At 43.7% G+C, this 20,857-nt stretch carries 9 protein-coding genes and 1 pseudogene; 8 read left to right on the top strand and 2 right to left on the bottom strand.

Annotated features, from left to right (window positions below):
* Window positions 1-2,570: pseudogene (locus tag RRG12_RS13475) on the top strand (HEAT repeat domain-containing protein); the annotation flags it as partial.
* Window positions 2,571-2,721: 151 nt separating this feature from the next.
* On the top strand, window positions 2,722-3,738 hold the full coding sequence (locus RRG12_RS13470; protein ID WP_420759642.1) for a sulfate/molybdate ABC transporter ATP-binding protein: 1,017 nt from the start codon (window positions 2,722-2,724) through the stop codon (window positions 3,736-3,738).
* A gap of 259 nt (window positions 3,739-3,997) precedes the next feature.
* On the opposite strand, the gene RRG12_RS13465 is transcribed toward RRG12_RS13470, so the two are convergent.
* Window positions 3,998-6,808 carry a M16 family metallopeptidase gene (locus tag RRG12_RS13465; RefSeq protein WP_420759641.1) on the bottom strand — a complete coding sequence of 937 codons (2,811 nt, stop codon included), beginning with the start codon at window positions 6,806-6,808 and terminating at the stop codon, window positions 3,998-4,000.
* A 228-nt stretch (window positions 6,809-7,036) separates the two neighbouring features.
* On the opposite strand from RRG12_RS13465, the gene RRG12_RS13460 reads away from it, so the two are divergent.
* Window positions 7,037-7,237: a hypothetical protein gene (locus tag RRG12_RS13460; protein WP_141699857.1), complete on the top strand. Its 201-nt coding sequence runs from the start codon at window positions 7,037-7,039 to the stop codon at window positions 7,235-7,237.
* A 94-nt stretch (window positions 7,238-7,331) separates the two neighbouring features.
* Here the strand turns inward: RRG12_RS13460 and hmpF are convergent, their stop codons facing one another.
* Window positions 7,332-9,092 (bottom strand): pilus motility taxis protein HmpF, encoded by a 1,761-nt coding sequence (gene hmpF / locus RRG12_RS13455; RefSeq protein WP_420759640.1) that lies wholly within the window; start codon window positions 9,090-9,092, stop codon window positions 7,332-7,334.
* Between the two features lie 384 nt (window positions 9,093-9,476).
* On the opposite strand from hmpF, the gene RRG12_RS13450 reads away from it, so the two are divergent.
* The 5 genes from RRG12_RS13450 (at window position 9,477) to RRG12_RS13430 (ending at window position 20,761) form a co-directional block, all read left to right on the top strand.
* Window positions 9,477-10,661 (top strand): response regulator, encoded by a 1,185-nt coding sequence (locus RRG12_RS13450; RefSeq protein ID WP_420759639.1) that lies wholly within the window; start codon window positions 9,477-9,479, stop codon window positions 10,659-10,661.
* Between the two features lie 244 nt (window positions 10,662-10,905).
* The gene (locus tag RRG12_RS13445; RefSeq protein ID WP_069073698.1) at window positions 10,906-11,271 is read left to right on the top strand and encodes a response regulator transcription factor; all 366 of its coding nucleotides are present in this window, start codon (window positions 10,906-10,908) and stop codon (window positions 11,269-11,271) included.
* A gap of 13 nt (window positions 11,272-11,284) precedes the next feature.
* Complete coding sequence (locus RRG12_RS13440) at window positions 11,285-11,815, top strand: chemotaxis protein CheW (protein ID WP_069073697.1); 531 nt, start codon at window positions 11,285-11,287, stop codon at window positions 11,813-11,815.
* Between the two features lie 14 nt (window positions 11,816-11,829).
* Window positions 11,830-14,769 carry a methyl-accepting chemotaxis protein gene (locus tag RRG12_RS13435; protein ID WP_420759638.1) on the top strand — a complete coding sequence of 980 codons (2,940 nt, stop codon included), beginning with the start codon at window positions 11,830-11,832 and terminating at the stop codon, window positions 14,767-14,769.
* Window positions 14,770-14,860: 91 nt separating this feature from the next.
* Window positions 14,861-20,761, top strand: coding sequence for a response regulator (locus RRG12_RS13430; RefSeq protein WP_420759637.1), 5,901 nt, complete (start codon window positions 14,861-14,863; stop codon window positions 20,759-20,761).
* The last annotated feature ends 96 nt before the right edge of the window (window positions 20,762-20,857 follow it).

Raw genomic sequence — 20,857 nt, 5'->3', positions numbered from 1 at the left:
CCCTACGTCAAAGACATCGCTGACATCCTCAAGGAGTTAAATCCGTTGATGATTATGTTCGTTCTAGTGCAGCAGAGGCATTCGGAAATCTTGGTGAAGTTGCCAAACCCCACATCAAAGACATCGCTGACTTCCTCAAAGCTGAAATCCTTGGAGAGAATACCAATATCCCTATTATCCTTAATCGCTCCTCTATTCGTTACAGTGCAGCAGTGGCATTGGGAAATCTGGGGGATGCAACTAAACCCTACGTCAAAGATATCGCTGATATCCTCAAGGATAAAACCGTTGATCCAAGTGTTCGTTCCAGTGCAGCAGAGGCATTGGGAAATCTGGGAGAGGCAGCCAAACCCTACGTCAAAGACATCGCTGACTTCCTCAAGGATAAATCCGTTGATCTAAGTGTTCGTTCTAGTGCAGCAGTGGCATTGGGAAATCTGGGGGATGCAGCCAAACCCTACGTCAAAGACATCGCTGACATCCTCAAAGATAAATCCGTTGACGCTGAGGTTCGTTCTGATGCAGCATCAGCATTGGGAAATCTGGGAGAGGCAGCTAAACCCTACGTCAAAGACATCCTCGACTTCCTCAAGGATAAATCCGTTGATGCTAATGCTCGTTCTAGTGCAGCAGAGGCATTGGGTAAAATGGGTGAGGCAGCCAAACCCTACGTCAAAGACATCGCTGACTTCCTCAAGGATAAATCCGTTGAGTATTATGTTCGCTACAGCGCAGCATCGGCATTGGGGAAGATAGAACAACTCAACCTAAATAATATTGTTGTAATTCTGGATAGCGTCTATTACGAAGGCCAATCAGAATTTGCACAGTGGCGATTTTTAACCTATTTCCTTGGTGGCGGCACTGATGAAGTCAAAACCTTGCTCACATGGCTAGGCAGACCGAAAGCAACTCCCGATAAACTGACACACGCTGAAGGTATCAAAACACTAAATGTCTTTCGCCAAGCCTGGGAACCCAGCCAAGAACTAAACCAATTAAGAAAAGATTTAGCACAGCAAATTTCTGAAGTCGCTGCCAACAAACAAATTCTTTGGAAAGCACAAGATATTAACTTATTGCAAACTCATTACAGCAACCTCAAAAAAATTAACTCCACTCATGCCGATACACTACACTCAGTAATTAATAATCTGGAATATTGGCAGTGGTTTTTCAAAGCCAGAAACACTATCATCGCTCACATTGCCTTTTGGCTAGCCCTGATTTTTGCCTACCCCAAATTTCCCCAAATCCAAGCCATCTTCTTCTGGAACCCTTGGGTACGCCGTATTCTCGGCGTGGGCTATGTCGGCTTTCTCCTCACCTGGTTTCCCCCCTTCCGCCGCAAATTATTTGAACCCTTCAAACCTTCCCTATTAGCCGATGCCGGCTTAGATAATTTTTATGACCAATCATACTTCCCAGAATCAAAAGTCAAAGTTCCCACTTCAGGAGACATCCAGCCAATTACCGCAGCCTTACCCAGCATTCAAGGACAAATTATCTTAGAAGGTGATTCCGGCTTAGGCAAGTCGATGTTTCTCCGTCATCTCTTGCAAAACTCCCAGCGCATTGTCGTTTATCTCCCCGCCCAAAAATGTCATAAAGGCGTAATAGAAGCCATCCAAGACAAGCTACACGGCCAAGCCCAAGATGCTGGCTTCCTGAAAAACCTGATTTACAGTGGCGCGATAGATATCTGCATCGACGGACTCAACGAAGTCACCGCCGAAACACGGGCAAAAATCTGCCAGTTTGTGGAAAGCTATTTCCGGGGCAACATTATCATGACAACCCAGCCCCTAGAGTGGACACCCCCCTCAACAGCCAAAACCTACTACTTGCAGCCCCTTGAACAACAACAAATTCAAGAGTTTTTGATCTCCCGTCAGCCGCGACTCCCCCAAGATGCCAAAATTCAAGGTGCTGATTATGCCCAAGCTTGCACCAATTATTTAACAGAAGTCCTCAATAACCAGCAAGCCAAAGAAGAGTTAGATGCTGTCCGCCGAATTCTTTCCAATCCAATGGATCTAACTGTGGTAGCGCTGATGCTATCACAAGGTAAACAGCCAAACTTGTTTCGCTTGCAAGAACAGCAATACAACCTGATGGCAGCAGAATACCAGCAAGAATGGAAACAAGAATTTCCGCTCAAAAGATTCTCAGCCGCCGTCTACCAAATGCGACTCGATGACAAACAAGCCTTACCCGCAGATGAATTTCACCAAGTTGCCATGTCTTTAGAAGACGAGAAATACAAAATGGTAGTCAGCCGTCAGTGGCAAGATGAAAAAGGCGAAGCCAAGAAAGAATGGTACTTCCGTCACGATAAAATCATGGATTTCTTCTTGGTGCAGAACTTTCTGGGCGAAAGTGATGCCGCCGAAGGACTATTAGTTGATAGAATGGGCGATCCCCGTTTTCGTGGCGTTTACTTCTTGCTAGCAACCTTACTCCCATTAGACGCAGCCAAAGAACTGCGAGAAGATTTGATTCAATACGCCGCCGATACCAAAGACAATACGGTGAGTAATACCTTTGTGCAGTTGTTGCGAACTAGGTAAGTTGGCATGGAGCATTGGGAATTGGGTATTTAGTGAGTGCTGAAAAGTAGAGCCTAAATCTTGTTCATCTATAAATATCGATGTATGGTATATGTAAGACACAGTAATCCTACCAAGGATCTGTAGATTTAGTTGCAGAGGTACAGCAGCAGTGGGCATAGTAGTTGAGAACGTCTCCAAACAATTCGGGAGTTTCAAGGCAGTTGATGAGGTTAGCCTGGAAATTAAGAGTGGTTCGCTAGTTGCGTTGCTAGGGCCATCGGGATCAGGTAAATCTACGCTACTACGGTTAATTTCAGGTTTAGAAATTCCAGATAGTGGCAAAATCCTGCTGACTGGTAAGGACGCCACATACCAAAGCGTGCAACAGCGGAATATTGGATTTGTATTTCAGCACTACGCCTTATTCAAGCATCTGACTGTCAAGCAAAATATTGCCTTTGGCTTAGAAATTCGTAAAGCACAGCCAAAGAAAATTAAGGGAAAGGTAGAACAATTACTCGAATTGGTGCAATTAACTGGATTAGGCGATCGCTATCCATCACAACTTTCCGGTGGTCAAAGACAACGGGTAGCTTTAGCAAGGGCACTGGCAGTAGAACCGGAAGTATTACTGTTAGATGAACCCTTTGGCGCACTTGATGCTAAAGTCCGCAAAGACTTACGGGCATGGTTACGCCGCCTCCATGATGAGGTTCATGTTACCACGGTTTTCGTCACCCACGACCAAGAGGAAGCAATGGAAGTCTCCGATGAGGTTGTGGTCATGAATAAAGGGCGTGTAGAACAGGTGGGGACACCAGCAGAAATTTACGATAATCCTGCCACTGCATTTGTGATGAGCTTCATCGGCCCAGTGAACGTATTACCTAGCACCTCGAAGATTTTTCAAAGTAGCGGATTTGATGCACCACACCCACAAGTGTTTTTGCGTCCGCAAGATGTGATTTTTGAAAAAGTTGCTAACGGTGCTACTACAGCTGCGACAGTGAGCCGATTGATCCATTTGGGTTGGGAAATTCAAGTGGAATTAACTTTCGATGACGGGCAAGTGGTGATGGCGCATTTAACACGCGATCGCTTTAATGACTTAGAGTTAGAACCACAACAGCGAGTGTATGTGAAGCCCAAGGATGCGAAGTCTTTCCCAGTGTCTTATTCAATTTGAAGGAGGCAGGAGGCAGGAGGCAGAAGGCAGGAGGCAGGAGGCAGGAGGCAGGAGGCAGGAGGCAGGAGGCAGGAGGCAGGAGGCAGAAGGTGAATAAAACTCCATACAAGTCAAAAAGCTTTATTGCCTGTTGTCTATTGCCTATTGCCTATTGCCTATTACCTGTTGCCTATTACCTGTTGCCTATTGCCTATTGCCTATTGCCTCCCTACGCAAGTAAGTCCAAAAATCAAAGCGGATTGCTATGTATCTGAGGTAATTAACTGCCCTTGGGTAATGTATTTCCAGGGCCGGTGGTGACAATCACCAAGTTTTCTGGCTTAATTAAATCTTCAATTGCCTTTTGCATATCAGCCATAGTTACTGCTTGAATCCGCTGAGGAAATTCTCGGATTTCCGATCGCGAAAGCCCCAAAACAGCATTATCCAAAATGATGCTGGATACATTACTGGGATTGGCTAAATCCACTGGGTAGCTATTGCTAATTGAGCGTTTTGCTGTGTTAAATTCAGCCTCAGTCACGCCTTGTTCGCGTAACTGTTTAAGTAAGGCGAGAGTACTAGCGATCGCTTTTTGGGCATCAAGAGGAGCAGTTTGCATTTGAATCAAGAACGGGCCAGGATTAATTCCGGCAGCAAAACCACTATATATACCGTAAGTCAAACCCTGGCGATCGCGCACTTCCGTACCCAGGCGGCTCGATAAGGTATCACCACCCAAAATTTGATTTAGCACTAGTGCCGCATAATAACGTGGATCTTTCCGAGAAATGCCATTGTAGCCAATGTAGGTAACAGCCTCAGATTTACCTGGAATTACTTTGTTTAGACGTGTCAAAGTTTGCGGTAATGGTACGGGCTGTATTTTGAGAACAGGTGGCTTCCCTGTGGACTGCCATTTACCAAACACCTGATTCAGCAAAGCTTTTAGCTTAACTGAATCAAAGTCTCCAACTATTGCGATCGTTGTGGTATCCGGTCGGTAGTGTGTCTGATAGAAACTCAGCAAATCATCACGAGTAATGCTCTTTAAACTCTCGGCTGTAGGAAAGCTGTGGAATGGATGATTTTCGGGGTAAATTGCCTGCTGGAATACTTGCCGTCCCAATCCTCTAGGATCATCTAGCTGGACTTTCAGACTTGTCAATGCCCGTTGGCGACTCAGTTCTAACTGATCGGCTGGGAAAGTGGCATTTTCTAACACATCTGCCAGAGTTTGAATCAATATCGGCAGATTTGCTGAAAGTCCCTCACCGCTGACGTTAACTCCCTCGCGGCTAGCACTAAAGTTCAAACCTGCTCCCTTGTCTTCCAAGGTTTTAGCTAGGGTGAGAGCATTTTTAGTCTGCGTCCCATTCATTAAGTTGTTTGCAGTCAGAGTCGCTAATCCAGCTTTTTGATTGCCATCAAATTCAGTACCAGCGTCAATTTGTGCGCTTAAGTTAATGGTGGGAAGGTTGCGATCGCGCAAGAGCAAAACCTTCAAACCATTATTTAAGGTAAACTCCTCTGGTAGTGATTGTTTGGTTGAATCTGTCGCTGATGTGGCAGGTGGCAAATATTTCGCCAATTCTGCTGGATCTACAGGCTTACCGGGGCTGAAATTTTCCACCGTGCGACCAGAATCAGTACCGGAAGTCCCTGCTTTACCATCTGGTTGAGTTGGCTCAAAGAAGCCGATGGTTTGTTTAGCCGGATTGAGGTAAGTTTTCGCTGCTTGCTGGACTTGAGTAGGTGTGACTTTAGCGATCGCTGCGAGATACTTTTCAATAAAATGATAATCTCCTGCGATCGTTTGGTTATACCCCAGTTGACTGGCTTGACTAGTGATGTCTTGGTTCCCCAAAATATACGAGGCTTGCATTTGAGTCTTCGCTCGGTTCAACTCTTCTGAGGTAACTGGCTGCTGTTGCAATTTTGCTAAAGATTCCTGGACTACCTGGGCAATTTTCCCTAACTCTTGACCTGGAGCCGCCGTAGCATTAATTTCATACCAACCCGGTTCAATAAGTTCGACAGCACCGCCACTTACTGAACTGGCAAGCCCAGATTCCACCAAAGCCTGATAAAGCCGAGAACTACGTCCACCTGTGAGAATGGCATCCATCACATCAATTGCTGGGACATCAGGATGTTTGATATCTGGCAGAGGATATACTGCTTGCAATAGTGCTGCACTTCCAGGTTGCTTGAGGACAATTGGTGCTTTTTTCGCAACAGGACTAGATGGGGAAGCGTCGGCGAGGGCAGAAGATGCCGAGTAACGATCAATTGCTCTCCTGGCATTATCAAGTACTGTGTCCTTTTCTGATCGTTGCGATAACTTCCCAAAAGTTTCTTTCACAACTTTGAGTACGGGTTCGGTGGCAAAATCTCCGGTAATCACCAACGTGGCATTTTCTGGGCTGTAGTAGGTTTGGTAATAATTCCGTACCTGCTCCACCGTGAATTTCTCTACATCTGCTTTTGTCCCCCCCACAGGTAAACCATAGGCTTTGCTGGGGAAAGCATCTCGCATCACTGCCCGACTCAGACGATAGTCTGGTGAATTTTCGTACCCCTGTAACTCAGAAATCACCACCCGCTTTTCACTTGTCAGTTGCTCAGGCCCAATTAAGGAGTTTTCCATGCGATCGGCTTCCAGTGTCAGCAGTGCTTCCAGTTTGTCTCGCTGCACAGTGCCAAAGTAAGCTGTTTCGTCATAACTAGTAAAAGCATTGAACTGGCTACCCAAGGCACTAAACAACCGTCCAAACTGTACTGGACGGTCATTTGTCCCTTTGAACATCAAATGTTCTAGCTGGTGAGAAATGCCATTCTCTCCCTTAACCTCGTTGCGTGAACCAACTTTATACCAAACTTGCACACTTACCACTGGAGCAGTATGGACTTCCTTAGTTAATACTGTTAAACCGTTGTCCAATACCGTTTTTTGTACCCCTTGGGTGAATGAGGATACAGGTGCGACTGCTGTTGGTATTGCAGCATTGGTAAAATTGCCTGACAAAGGCACGATAGTTAGAAGAAGGCTGAGAAAAAATCCTATAAGCATGTATGGTCGCCGTTTCATAAGCAATGCAAAATTTCCAATTTTTAAATAAAACCCCAAAAGGTATTTCAAAATTTAAATCTAACTTAAGTTGCTAGTTATGGAGGGAAGCAGACAAAATTTAAAAGCAAGCTTGCAGCACAGATTAAAAGTGAATTTTCGTTTGGTGCGTCTTCATGTCAAATTGGTATCACTTTTGATCAGTTTAATTAGCGATCGCCTTGGTAGACTCGTAATTCCTGCTAAATCATGTCTCCAGTTCCCATCAGACTGGAGACACCACAAGTGCTACGTACATTTCGGGATAGCGATATCAGCGCGTTTTTAGCTGATGATTATCACAAAGACGCGATAAATCGCCGTCTCTACAATAATCGGTCTTTTGTAGAGACGGCGATTCATCGCGTCTTTTGCCTTAACCGAACCGTATTGAAACTCAAAGGACACTAGACATCTGGTGAAAATGAATTAGGGACAATTCATGAATTGTCCCTAGCAAGGATTTCGAGCAACGCAGAATTAATTTTCGCCAGATGTCTACTTTTTAAGAGGCTAACAATTCGGGCTGAGGCATTAAACCCTGGAGGATATGGCGCAACTGTGCGATCGCTTGGGCTTGAGAATCACCAGTTTCCTGGAATTGATCCAAAGATTCTCCAATTCCTTGTAGCTTTTGCCGTAATCCATCTAGAGAATCCTGAATTGGTTGTAGTGCTTCTTGATAAAGATTTACTCGACCAGATAATTCAGCAGTTGTTCTTCGTAGAGATAGCAAGTTTTCCTCAATCGCTTTCAGTTCTTGGCGCTTTTCATCTAGATCGTGAGTTTGATTGTCAATCATTCCCTGATTTAGCTCAACACCAGAACGAATCTGGTCAATCTCACGTTCTAGCTTTTGAATTTCTTGGGAATATTGTTGTCGCTGGGTTTCAATTTGTAACAGAATCGGTTCTAAATTAATTTTGTTGTTACTTTCTTCTTCAGTAACAGTATGTCCTTGGCGTCGCAGCATTACAGCTTGGTGTTGCTTGAGAAACTTTTGATGCTGTAGCATATTGCGGCGTTGTCCCACCAAACTGGAGTTTAGCATCTGATAAAGGTCTTTTTCATCAGTTAGTTCTAGTTCTAAATTGATGTGGTCATGGTCAGATGCATTATTTAATTTAGTTTGGAGTTCTTCTATAGCTTCTTGTTTATATTTCAGTTCTTGTTCTTGATCGTGAACAAAGCTAGCGTCTATTTCTAACTTATGCTCCAAGTCTTGCACTATCTTTTGTAGTTCTTCTAAAGGCATTTTCTCCAAAGCTTCCACATCAGCTTGTTGGCCGAGAACTACATCACCAGATGTTGCAGCTAAAGAATGCATCTGTTGATATAACTCTTCGGCGCTTCGTAACTGCTCTTTGATTATCCGAGCATACTCTTGCTTGCTGGTAAGGTCTGCTGTATTTATTTGCAATTGGGCTGTTTGCTGAACTAGAGAATTTTGTGCCTCTTGCAATGCATTTTGGCGATCGCTAAAAGTTTGTGACAAGCGCTCAACTTCTTCTTGCTGTTGTGCGATCGCACTTTTTTGCTCCTCAAGTTTTTGCCAGTGCGGGGTAAGAGTCTCTTGCTGCTTTTCGACTAATTCAAAAGCCAGATGCAGGTGTTCTCTGACTGTTTCCGTGGGAGCAACACGACTAGACAAGCGATCGAGTAACTCACTCATTACCCGACTTTGCTCCTCATCCAAAACCGTCCCTGGTTGAAAATCCGCTTGACGTTCCTCTAAGCGACGCTGCTCACCGCGTAGATGCTCCCAAGCCCCTTCCAACTCTTGGCGGTTGCGCTCAACTTCTGCTTGCAACCGTTCAATTTCCTGGCGCGAGGTATCAACTTCCTGTTTTTGCTCCTCTAGTTGTTGTACCTCATCCTCCAATTGTTGCAACTGTTCCGAGCGTACCTCCATGTCCATTTCACGGCGATTCAACTCTTGCGCCTGAAACGTTAACGACTGTTTCCACTGATCAATCTCATCTTCCTTGAGCTTAAATTTCTCCAACTGGCGGGAAAAATTCTGCAAAATGTTGACTAGTGGCCGCCCTGCTTCTTGAATCCGCTGCACTTGACGATTCGGATTCAGTTCAGCCAGTACCAAAGCACCATCATTTAATTTGCTTGCGTCCTCAGCGGCAATCACTTCTTCCGACACAGTACTCCAATTCTGGTCAGTTCGCTGACAAGCTAGCAGTTTCAGTTCGGTTTTAGCACCGCCACTGAGTAAACCACCTTTCTGTTTTTGTACTTCTGCTAAATACAGCACACCGTTAGTCCTTTATTGATGCACTTCAAATTCGTGTTTTGGGATATACCTTAAATAATTCTGTTAACTTGTCTCACTGAACCGAAGTTAAAGAGAACAAGACGGACAAAACTATAGACGCGAGATATTACGTCTTGATACTTATAGAAGCGACCTAGTCGCGCCTTTATATTTTGTACTGATGACAGTGATGATGACTTCCGTGTTAACACTAGCTTTGTCAAAGTGTATTACGAAAGATGAAGCTTCATAGCTTAATATATTTCCTAAAAACAATCAGAACAGGGTAAAAATCTTTTCAATACTCCATAATCAATACTGAAAGAAGAAGTCAGAATTCAGCATTCAGAATTCAGCAATACTTAAGGAGTAACTTTTAGATAAATGCAGGGAAATTTAAATGAAATTGATATTTGCAGTATCCTGCAATTGATTGAGTTGGGACAGCGAACTGGGCAACTATGGGTGGAAGCTTATAGTTCTCACCATAACAACAAACTGGGTGGAGACGGAGCAAGTATTAATCGCCCTAAACAACAGTCTTGGTTCGTCTTTTTCCTGAATGGTCAAATTATCTATTGCCAAGAAGGCGAGAGTAGTTTATCCAGAATTAGCGATTATTTACGTCATTATCGAGTTGAGATGCGACTCACCGACAAACAAATTGCCTCTTTACCACCAACCGACGCGCCAGAGTATGCCTATCTTTGGGCACTCTTGGAGCGGAATATTATCAACCCAAAGATAGCTGGTAGTATCATTCAAGGCTTGGTGCATGAAACTCTCTTTGACCTGCTGAGTTTGCGCCAAGGTAACTTTATTTTCCATCAGGGTGTGGCACTTGCTCCGCAATTAAACACTTTTGAGATTGCTCCATTTGTGACAAAAATTACGAAGCAAGTGCAAGAGTGGAAGCAACTCTATCCACATATTCAGTCTCCAGAACAATTGCCAGTGCTATCTGACAAAGTTCAGCTACAATCTTCCCTACCAGAAGCAACCGTAAATAAGCTACAACATTGGGCTGATGGTAAAACATCCTTGCGACAACTAGCTCGCCATCTCAACCGAGACATTTTGACAGTCGCGAAAGCAATATATCCTTATGTGCAACAGGGTTGGCTACAACTAGTATATTTAGCCACCAGTAAACCAGACATTCACACAGATAGCTGGGAATTGAAAGAAAAACAAAAGGGGCGGATAGTATGTATTGACGATGCGATCGCCATCGGTGAGACTATAAATTCCATCTTAGAACCACAAGGTTATGAAGCGATCGCGCTCACCAATCCTTTAGAGGCACTGAGTCTAGTTTTTCAACTTAAACCAGATTTAATTTTATGCGACATTGCCATGTCGGAATTGGAGGGGTACGAGGTTTGCGCCATGCTGCGACATTCAACAGCATTTCGGCTCACACCAATTATCATGCTTACTGGGAAAGATGGGTTTATTGATCGAGTCAAAGCTAGGATGGTCGGGGCTACAGATTATTTAACAAAACCATTTACAGACATTGAGTTACTCATGCTCGTGGATAAATATATCAGCAAGCAAGGAAAATAGGGCATTGGGCATGGGGAATTGATTATTTCTTCCTCATCTATGAGACATATAAAGAGATCGAAGATTTGTTGATCTACTAAAAGATGAGTTAAAAGATGTTATCACAGAGTCAGCCAACTTCGTGAAACGTCAATCACCGGGAAAATAGTGAAAACATAGAATTAATTTATACAGTTAATACTTGCGGAGGAATCAGGGAATGTTCCAAATAGGAACGTCTACATCAGGAGGTAAATAGACACTTATGAGCACAGTTCTGATTGTGGAAGACAGTATCGCGCAAAGGGAGATGATTACAGACCTCCTGAAAGCAACTGGCCTAACAGTTACCCATGCCAGTGACGGATTAGAAGCATTGGAGGCAATTCAAATAGCACCTCCAGATTTAGTGGTATTGGATATTGTCATGCCCCGGATGAACGGCTACGAAGTTTGTCGGCGGTTAAAATCCGATCCAAAAACCCAAAATGTCCCAGTGGTTATGTGTTCTTCCAAAGGCGAAGAATTTGATCGCTACTGGGGGATGAAACAGGGTGCAGATGCCTACATAGCCAAACCATTTCAACCAACCGAGTTGGTAGGAACAGTCAAACAACTGCTGCGAGGATAAGGATAAAAACAACATGGTCAGCAAACCGGACTTTTTAAGTGGCAGCGGTCAAGACCACTTCCGACCAGAATTACAAGTAGAAAGTCCTGAAGGTGAGTTACATTTGAGGTTTTACATTCCCTCGCATCAGGAGTTTGCACTACAAGCAACTGGCATCCGGGAGGTAATTGAATTAAGTCCTGATAGAATCACCCCGATTCCTAATGCTTCTCCTTTACTTTTGGGTACTCTAAATTTACGAGGTCGAGTTATTTGGGTGGCCGATTTGGGTCAATTTCTTGGGGAAGCAAGTGCATTAAACACGGATAGAGCTGAAATTTCGGTGATTGCCATTGAGGAGCAAGACACAATAGTGGGTTTAGCAGTAGAGGAAATTGGTGGTATGGATTGGCTGGATGTCCAAAATCTCATGCCACCAACTAATGTTCCAGATACTATGGCTCCTTTTTTACGTGGAGAGTGGTCATTAAGTGCTAAAAAAAACCAGTGCCTAAGACTGCTCGATCAAATGGCAATTGTACGGAGTGCTAGGTGGGCAGGATGAAATTGGAGGAGGAAATGGCAGCAAGTATTGATAATTACGAGCCAACATATCAACAGGCGATGACCGCCTATGTTCAAAGGAATTATGAGGTTGCAGCCACTTTAGTTGACCAAGTGGTGCAAAATTTACCAGATGACCCCAACTCCCATTTGTTGCGGGGTCACATCTACTATGTTTTACAGCAGTACGATGTAGCAAAAGAAGAATATCAACAGGTATTAGGCCTGACTAACGATCAAGAAATTATTGGTTTTGCCAAGAATGGAATTGAAAATATCAATCAATATTTACAGTCATTCGGTGGGCAGGTTGATACATCCGGAAGTCAAGAGCAAATAAATTCCTCAGAGATGTCTGATCCACTGGCATATAGCGAACCAGAATTAGAAGATTTGGGCGCTAGTGAGGAGTTTGACAGCAATAACCTTGATTTGAACTTTTTTGGAGAGCATCAAGAAACTGTGGATAGCGTTGAAGAACTATCTTCAAAAAGTCCATTTGACCTACCCACAGAAGACAGCATTGGAACGGTCAAAATCTCAGATTCTTCTCCAGCTTTTGGTGACGACCCTTTTGCCTTAAATGAAGAATCGCAGGAACAAGAGTCAAATAGCAAGTGGGAGGAGAATACAGAATTAGAATTGCCTGCTTTTTGGCAAGAAGATTTGTCAGAAAATATTCTGGAAGAATCATTAGTAAATAGTCAATTTTCAGATAATGGGATAAATTCTATTCAAGAAAATTCAACTATTAACAATAATAACTCTTCATCTTCTAAGTCAGAAATTGGTAATAGCGAGAATAACTTTCCTGATTTGTTGAGTGAATCAAAGTCTCCAGAGCTTAGTATTGAGAATTTAGAATATAAAAAATCTAGTTTTGGAGACGAAACTTTACTAATTGTTGAAGAAGAACTGAGAAATGGTTCGGCAACAACAAATAAGTTGGAATACGGCAGTCAAGATAATTTGCTTGAAACCGAAGCACATAGTTGGTTGGAACCACAAGATTTTGCCGCAGAGGAAGCTTCTCAGCCAGATTTATCTGAGAATTCTTCAGCTTTTAGTAGCAATCTACCTCAAGAAGAAAAGCCGTTGAAATCAGGCGAATTCATCAGTCAAAATAGCTTTGATGACGATGAAAACTTTGATATGGAAGCATTTGAGTCTGCTTTTGGCTCAGAGGGTTTAAGTTCTTATGAAGACTCAAGTACTATACTGAATGGAGAAAATTCTAAGAGCAATATCGAGTTTTTAGATGATTTTGAGGAATTTGACGATTTAGGCAACATTCCAGGGTTTGACCTGCTCGAAGGAGATGCTAACTTCGGCGATCTAGCAATGCATTCGGCTCCAGCAGAAAATAGTGACACTGGACGCGCTCAAGTCGCAGAGGCTTTTCCAAGTAATACAGCCGATCGCGAAGAAGAACTATTTTCGATGACTGGTTCCCATGAAGGAGTTCCAGTCTTTAGCCAAACAGATGTCTCGAAACTAGAACCCAACGTCAGCATCGAGCAAGGATGGTTAGCACCATTAGAAAATGCCTCCATCGAACAGAAACAATGGTTAATTGCTGGAAGTGTCGGCATTGTCTCGGCGCTGGTTGTAGCTACAGTTAGCTTTGTCGCCACCACATTTTCGCCACCCCAACAACGAGAAACAGTACGAAACACAGGTTGGGCAATGTCACTCGCATCTGGGATTGCAGGTTTTGCTACCGCGGGCTTTATGGGGAATTTGGCGCTGAAACAAATTCGGCGCACAACTAATGATCTCCAAGCTCAGTTTGAGGCTGTACGTCAAGGAAATCTGAATGCTCAAGCTACAGTGTATTCCGAAGATGAATTGGGGCATTTATCCACTGGCTTTAATGAAATGGCGCGGGTAATTTTCACAACCACAAGTGAAGCCCAACGGAAAGCCGATGAACAAGAGGAAGCCAAAGAAAATCTCCAACGCCAGGTGATTCGTCTCTTGGATGATGTGGAAGGTGCTGCTAGAGGTGATTTAACAGTCCAAGCTGAAGTGACAGCCGACGTACTCGGAGCTGTAGCTGATGCCTTTAACCTGACAATTCAAAACTTGCGGGATATTGTGCAACAGGTAAAAGTGGCGGCGAAGGATGTAACAAAAGGTGCAACTAACTCTGAAACCTTTGCTAGAGCATTATCTAGTGATGCCTTGCGCCAAGCAGAAGAGTTGGCAGTAACGCTGAATTCTGTACAGGTAATGACCGACTCAATTCAGCGGGTAGCAGAAGCGGCGCGGGAAGCCGAAACCGTTGCTCGTGATGCTAGCACGATCGCTCTCAAAGGTGGCGAAGCAGTAGAAAATACCGTGGCGGGGATTTTAGAAATTCGAGAAACCGTTGCCGAAACTACTCGCAAAGTCAAGCGCTTGGCGGAATCTTCTCAAGAAATTTCTAAAATTGTGGCGTTGATTTCTCAGATTGCTTCGAGAACAAACTTGTTAGCACTCAATGCCAGTATTGAGGCGGCAAGGGCAGGAGAAGCGGGACGCGGGTTTGCGATCGTAGCAGATGAAGTGCGCCAGTTAGCAGACAAATCTGCTAAATCCCTGAAGGAAATTGAACAAATTGTGATGCAAATCCAAAGCGAAACAGGCTCAGTAATGACCGCGATGGAAGAAGGTACACAACAAGTAATTAAAGGGACAAAATTGGCAGAAGAAGCCAAGCGATCGCTCGAAAATATTATTCAAGTGGCAAATCGCATCGATATTCTTGTGCGCTCTATTACCAGCGACACTGTGGAACAAACGGAAACTTCCCGCGCCGTCGCTCATGTAATGCAATCAGTAGAACTGACTGCCCAAGAAACTTCCCAGGAAGCACAGCGAGTTTCAGGTGCTCTACAACACTTAGTAGGTGTATCCCGTGACTTAATCGCCTCCGTTGAACGTTTCCGAGTGGAAACTATGGAAACCAGATAAATAGTCATTTGTCTTTTGTCCTTTTTTATTTGCTAATGACTAATGACTAATGACCAATGACCAATGACCATTGACTAATGACTAAAAAACTATGCTGCCGGAACAACAACAGCGGATTTTGGGTTACTTTATTGAAGAAGCCAGGGATCACCTGAACACCATTGAGCAGGGCTTGCTGAATTTAGAGGGTACTCTGAACGACCCGGAAATGATCAGTGAAGTCTTCCGGGCGGCTCACTCCATCAAAGGAGGAGCGGCGATGCTTGGATTGACTAGCATCCAGCATACCTCCCACCGTCTGGAAGATTGTTTCAAAGTTCTTAAAGATAATCCGGTTCAGATTGACCAAAAGTTAGAGTCTTTATTTCTTGGTGTATCTGATACCCTAAAATCGCTGTTAGAGCATTTGAGCGGGCCTTATGGTCTTTCCGAAGATGCAGCTAATACTTTGATGTCAGAAACGGAGCCAGTCTTTCAATGGCTGTATCAGCATTTGGAACTACTTGTAGAACAAGCAAAGAGTGGAGTATCCAGCAATCCTGATGCAACAGAACCACACACAACCTCTGTAGAAAATGTCTCCACACTTACAGAACTTTTCCTGCGGCGAGATATTCCCGATTTGGCAGAAGAATCTTCAGACTCGATAGCACCCCAGGAGGTGTCTTCGCCAGTCAGCGCTAAAGAAAATAATAATTGGGGTGAGTTTCAAGCCCAAGTGTTGCAAACACTGCGGGAAATGTTGCAACTATTTAAGCAAACCACAACACCCTCAACTCGGCAAAATCTTCAGCAATGCTGTCAGCAGTTAGTCAAACTTGGTGAGACTTGGAATTTGTCGAAATGGTGTAGTTTGTGTCAAGCAGCAGCCAGTGCGATCGGCAATCCCGAAAATACTTATCTGACTTTAGCTAAAATTGTCATTACCGAAATTAAGCAAGCTCAAGAATTAGTCTTGCAAGGTAGGGAAGCTGAAATTGCAATTAGTCAGCAACTAGAAGCACTTTTGAGCTTTGCAGAAATTGAGTTATTAGCAGTTACGCCTGATTTGTTTGATGAACAGTCTGCGGCTTTGACAGAATCAGAGCCAATTCTATCTGGTAACACCGACGAGATAAATGAAGAATTGAATCTAGACGAAGATACTAGCGATCGCGCAGCGTTAGCGAGTCCACGAACATCTGGCTACACCAACGTCTCCAACGAGCGCCCCTATATTGAGTTCCAAGGAACACAACTCAATGCTGCGACTCACACCAGTCTTACTTTCAACACACATGAAGAAGCACATCCAATCAGTAACAATCTTGACCCTAATGGCCCAGAGGTAGGAATAGCTGAGTTAAATACCCTTGCCGATTTATTTGAAGGTGAGACTCCCGAACTAGATGAAAGCTGGCATCAAGAAGAAACTTTAGATATCGTTTCCACCGATGACTTTGGAATTGATTTCAGCAGTACTGATGCTGAGATTGCTGATGGCGATTTATCCGATTTACTCTCCTTTGATCAAGACATAAGCAATACACAGCACCCAACAATCACAGCCACTACAGAAGATTTATCCCTATTATTTGGCGATAATTTCCTAGAAAAGGAAAATTCAGAACCGCAAAATCAACAAACAACTGCTACGAATCTAGAATTGAGTGATATTAACGTACTTGATATAAATTTAGATTCTTCTTCTGAAGATTTACAAGAATTTATTGATATTTCTAGTGATACAAACCAGTCTACTGATGTCAACAAAAATGATGCAGTAGAAGATTTATTGTCACTGGCATTAGATGATGATGAATTATTGCCAATAGGCGAAGTGACTCAACCAGAAACTGAGTCATTCGCCAGTGTAGAACTATCTACTAACCAACAAAATGGTTTTGATAACTTATTTTTAGAACCTAGAAATGCAAATTGGGTAGAAGAAATTACCCCCAGTGACTACATAGAATTACCCCAGCCAACAGGCTTGTCTTTGGACAACCTGTTTGGTGAAACGGAAGAACAGATACTACTGCCTACAAGTGAACCAGAAATCGGTGATTTATTTGATACTTCTCCAGGAACGGCACCTGAATTTTCTCAATCAGAAAATGATCTGAGCAACTTTTGGAGTCAGGAAACCACAGAGGAACAGGACGAGTTCGATTCCTTAATTGAGCAGAATGTGGAAAGGGCGTTAGATGAGAGTTTGTTTACTGGTGTAACTGATGATATTTTTGCTGATAGTCAGCCACTTATACCTTCTTCTATAGCTAGTTTTGACATAGAAGAAGATTTTGATCTCAATTTCCAGCAGCAAGAGCAGCTAGACTTGATACTCTCATCAGATTCGGGAGATGATTTATTTGATGAATTAGTAGCAAGTAGCTCAACTATTTCTCCTGCAATCAACGATGTTTCTAGGCTTGAAACGCCGTTGTTTGCGCCGCATCCAGAGGAAGAAATTCTCAGGCCGCAACAACCAGAAGCTTTAGATTTTGTTCCAGAATTTACTAATCAGCCCCAAGATATATCTGATGTTGATCTGGAACTTAATTCATTAAGCTCTTTCGATGAAAATCCGCAACTACTGTTTGAAGATGTCGCTGCAAATGACTACACCTATATTCAGATGGAACCCACAGAGAATGCTGTGGATGAATTATCAGAAACTATTAGTTTTGGGGAAACTTCGGATTCAGGATTAACCGAAGTACAGCCAAGTGATTTGTTCGGCTCTTTCGATGAAAATCCGCAACTGCTGTTTGAAGATGTCGCTGCAAATGATTCCACCTATATTCAGATGGAACCCACAGAGAATGCTGTGGATGAATTATCAGAAACTATTAGTTTTGGGGAAAATTCAGATTCAGCATTAACCGAAGTACAGCCAGATAATTTGTTCGGCTCTTTCGATGAAAATCCGCAACTGCTGTTTGAAGATGTCGCTGCAAATGATTCCACCTATATTCAGATGGAACCCACAGAGAATGCTGTGGATGAATTATCAGAAACTATTAGTTTTGGGGAAACTTCGGATTCAGGATTAACCGAAGTACAGCCAAGTGATTTGTTCGGCTCTTTCGATGAAAATCCGCAACTGCTGTTTGAAGATGTCGCTGCAAATGATTCCACCTATATTCAGATGGAACCCACAGAGAATGCTGTGGATGAATTATCAGAAACTATTAGTTTTGGGGAAAATTCAGATTCAGCATTAACCGAAGTACAGCCAGATAATTTGTTCGGCTCTGACGATGAAAATCCGCAACTGCTGTTTGAAGATGTCGCTGTAAATGACTCCACCTATATTCAGATGGAAACCACAGAGAATACTGTGGATGAACTATCAGAAACTATTAGTTTTGGGGAAAATTCAGATTCAGCCCAGACAAGCCCAGAAATTTTAGATACTGAAGAAAATAATTTAGAAACTACCTTTGACTTCGCAGAAAACACAGCTTTTGAAGATACAGAACTGAGTTTTGATCATGATTTATTGTTTACAGAAAATGCTTTGCCAGAAGCAGAAAAGCAGGAAGAATTAGAAGAGAATACAGCAACAATTGACTCACAAGCTGTCCATGACTTCACACAAACGCTTATTCAGGAAGATGTCGAAACCGATTTGTGGGATTTAGGAGAGACATCTGAAACGGTATCAGTGTCAGAGGGAGAAAATGCAATTCTTGCTCCAAATGAAGAATTGGCAACTACAGAAATCGTTGAAGAAATTGCTCCAGAAGATGAATTTGCAGATTTGGCAGCATTACTAGGAGAGGAAGTAGCACCCATCCCTAAAGCCAAGGAGATACCAGAAGTAGATTTTGCTGCCCTGGAAGAATTGCTAGGTACAGATAATGAAAGCGATTTCTACGACGGGCTACGCCAACGCCAGCCCTTAGAGATTCAACCAGTCTTGGCTAAAAATCCCATTTCATCACCAGCGATCAAAGATGAATTTGGTGACTTGGAGAAGTTGCTGGCAGAAGCAGATCAAACAATATCGCATTCACCTTCAGTAAAATCGAACACCAGCAAAACTCCCCGCCCCTCTACTCGTCGGGCTGCCAGATTTGAAGAAACGATGAAAGTTCCAGTTAAGCAACTTGACGATATGAGTAATTTAGTTGGGGAGTTGGTGGTAAACCGCAATACCTTAGAGCAGGATCATGAACGGCTGCGGCAGTCATTAGATAACTTGCTGATTCAGGTACAACAACTCTCAGATGTGGGCGCAAGGATGCAAGAGTTGTATGAGCGATCGCTACTAGAAGCCTCTCTGTTAGCTGGACGTAAAAAGAAAGATCCCGGCTTTCAAGCTCCAGATTCCAATGCCGACAGGGGTTTTAGCGAGTTAGAAATGGATCGTTTTACACCCTTCCATACACTCTCACAGCAGATGATTGAGCGGATTGTGCGAGTCCGTGAGTCGGCTAGTGACATTGATTTCGTTACCGAAGAAACCGAGCGAGTCGCAAGGCAGTTCCGCCAAGTAACCACCCAGTTACAAGAGGGATTAACTAGAGCGCGAATGGTGCCTTTTGCCCAAACTATCGATCGCTGGCGGCGAGGAGTGCGTGACAATGCCATCAAGTGTGGCAAACAAGTCGAGTTGGTGATTGAAGGTGGCGATACCTTAATTGACAAGATGATTTTAGATCATCTCACCGATCCACTAACTCACATGCTGAATAATGCGATCGCTCACGGCATTGAAACGCCAGAACAACGCCAAGCTGTTGGTAAACCACCTGTGGGAATCATTACCATCCGCGCCTTCCACCAAGGCAACCAAACCATCATTTCTGTAGGCGATGATGGCGCAGGTATCGATTCAGCAAAGGTTAAGGCGAAGGCAGTGAAAATTGGCATGATTACAGAAGCGCAAGCAAAAGCCATGTCTCGTCTGGAAGTCTACGATCTGCTATTCCAGTCTGGTTTTACGATTAAAGACCAAGCAGATGAAATTTCCGGTCGTGGCGTGGGTATGGACGTAGTGCGTTCTGAGATTAGCGAAATTCGTGGGACAGTTAACACCGATTCTGCGATCGGCAAGGGAACTACCTTCACCATTCGCTTACCACTGACTCTGAGTATTTGTAAAGCTCTCTGCTGCGTCTCCGATCGCTCCAGAATTGCCTTCCCGATGGATGGTGTAGAAGATACGCTGGATATCCCAGTCAAAAATATTCAGCACGATGCCAATGGACAATCATTTATTTCTTGGCGCGATACGGTACTGCCATTCCGACCTCTAAAGGAACTTTTAACTTTCAATCGCCAAATCAGTCGTGGTAATGTCTATGGCGGTACGCGAGATGATGACATGGTTTCTGTGGTCGTGGTGCGATCGGCAAATACTCTGATTGCTCTACAGATTGACCTGGTGTTGAGCGAACAAGAAATTGTAATTAAGCAATTTGAAGGCCCAGCACCTAAACCCATTGGTGTAGCTGGTGCTACAGTCCTGGGTGATGGTCGGATTATGCCCATTGCTGACGTGCTGGAAATAATTGACATCTTCCAGGGACGAATTTCTACACAAAGTGGTGGCAATTCTTGGCAACAAAAAGCTACTCCTCCAGATACCTCTCCTGCGAAGATTGACCCGACAGTGCTGATTGTCGATGACTCGATTACAGTCCGAGAGTTGCTATCTCTAACATTTAATAAGGCAGGTTATCGCGTAGAACAGGCGCGTGATGGGCAGGAAGCTTGGGATAAACTCCGCTCCGGTCTGCCTTGCGATATCGTATTTTGCGACATAGAAATGCCCCGTTGCGATGGACTGGAATTACTCTCTCGCATCCAGAAAGACTCTAACCTCAACCACTTACCGATCGCCATGCTCACCTCGCGGGGTGCAGATAAGCACAGACAAATTGCATCTCAACTCGGTGCTAGTGGCTACTTTACCAAGCCTTATCTCGAAGAAGCTCTCCTCGAAGCCGCAGCGCGAATGCTGAAAGGGGAGAAACTCATTAGTAGTCCAACTAATGCTTAGTTTCAAAAGCTTAAAAAATTAAATGCGCGTAGGTGTAGCCCCTTTGAGACATCGCTTGTCTACATTTACTAGTACCCTCTGGGACAATACGCTTGG

This window comes from Nostoc sp. CALU 546 (assembly GCF_048836525.1).
The sequence above is the reverse complement of the archived record's forward strand: the minus strand, read 5'-3'. Positions and strand labels throughout refer to the sequence as shown.

What these genes read in the sequence shown, in the direction of transcription:
- RRG12_RS13430 (WP_420759637.1), top strand. Translation starts at nt 14,861, where the DNA reads ATGCTGCCGGAACAACAACAGCGGATTTTGGGTTACTTTATTGAAGAA.
- RRG12_RS13440 (WP_069073697.1), top strand. Translation starts at nt 11,285, where the DNA reads ATGGTCAGCAAACCGGACTTTTTAAGTGGCAGCGGTCAAGACCACTTC.
- RRG12_RS13460 (WP_141699857.1), top strand. Translation starts at nt 7,037, where the DNA reads ATGTCTCCAGTTCCCATCAGACTGGAGACACCACAAGTGCTACGTACA.
- RRG12_RS13435 (WP_420759638.1), top strand. Translation starts at nt 11,830, where the DNA reads ATGGCAGCAAGTATTGATAATTACGAGCCAACATATCAACAGGCGATG.
- RRG12_RS13450 (WP_420759639.1), top strand. Translation starts at nt 9,477, where the DNA reads ATGCAGGGAAATTTAAATGAAATTGATATTTGCAGTATCCTGCAATTG.
- RRG12_RS13445 (WP_069073698.1), top strand. Translation starts at nt 10,906, where the DNA reads ATGAGCACAGTTCTGATTGTGGAAGACAGTATCGCGCAAAGGGAGATG.
- RRG12_RS13465 (WP_420759641.1), bottom strand. Translation starts at nt 6,808, where the DNA reads ATGAAACGGCGACCATACATGCTTATAGGATTTTTTCTCAGCCTTCTT.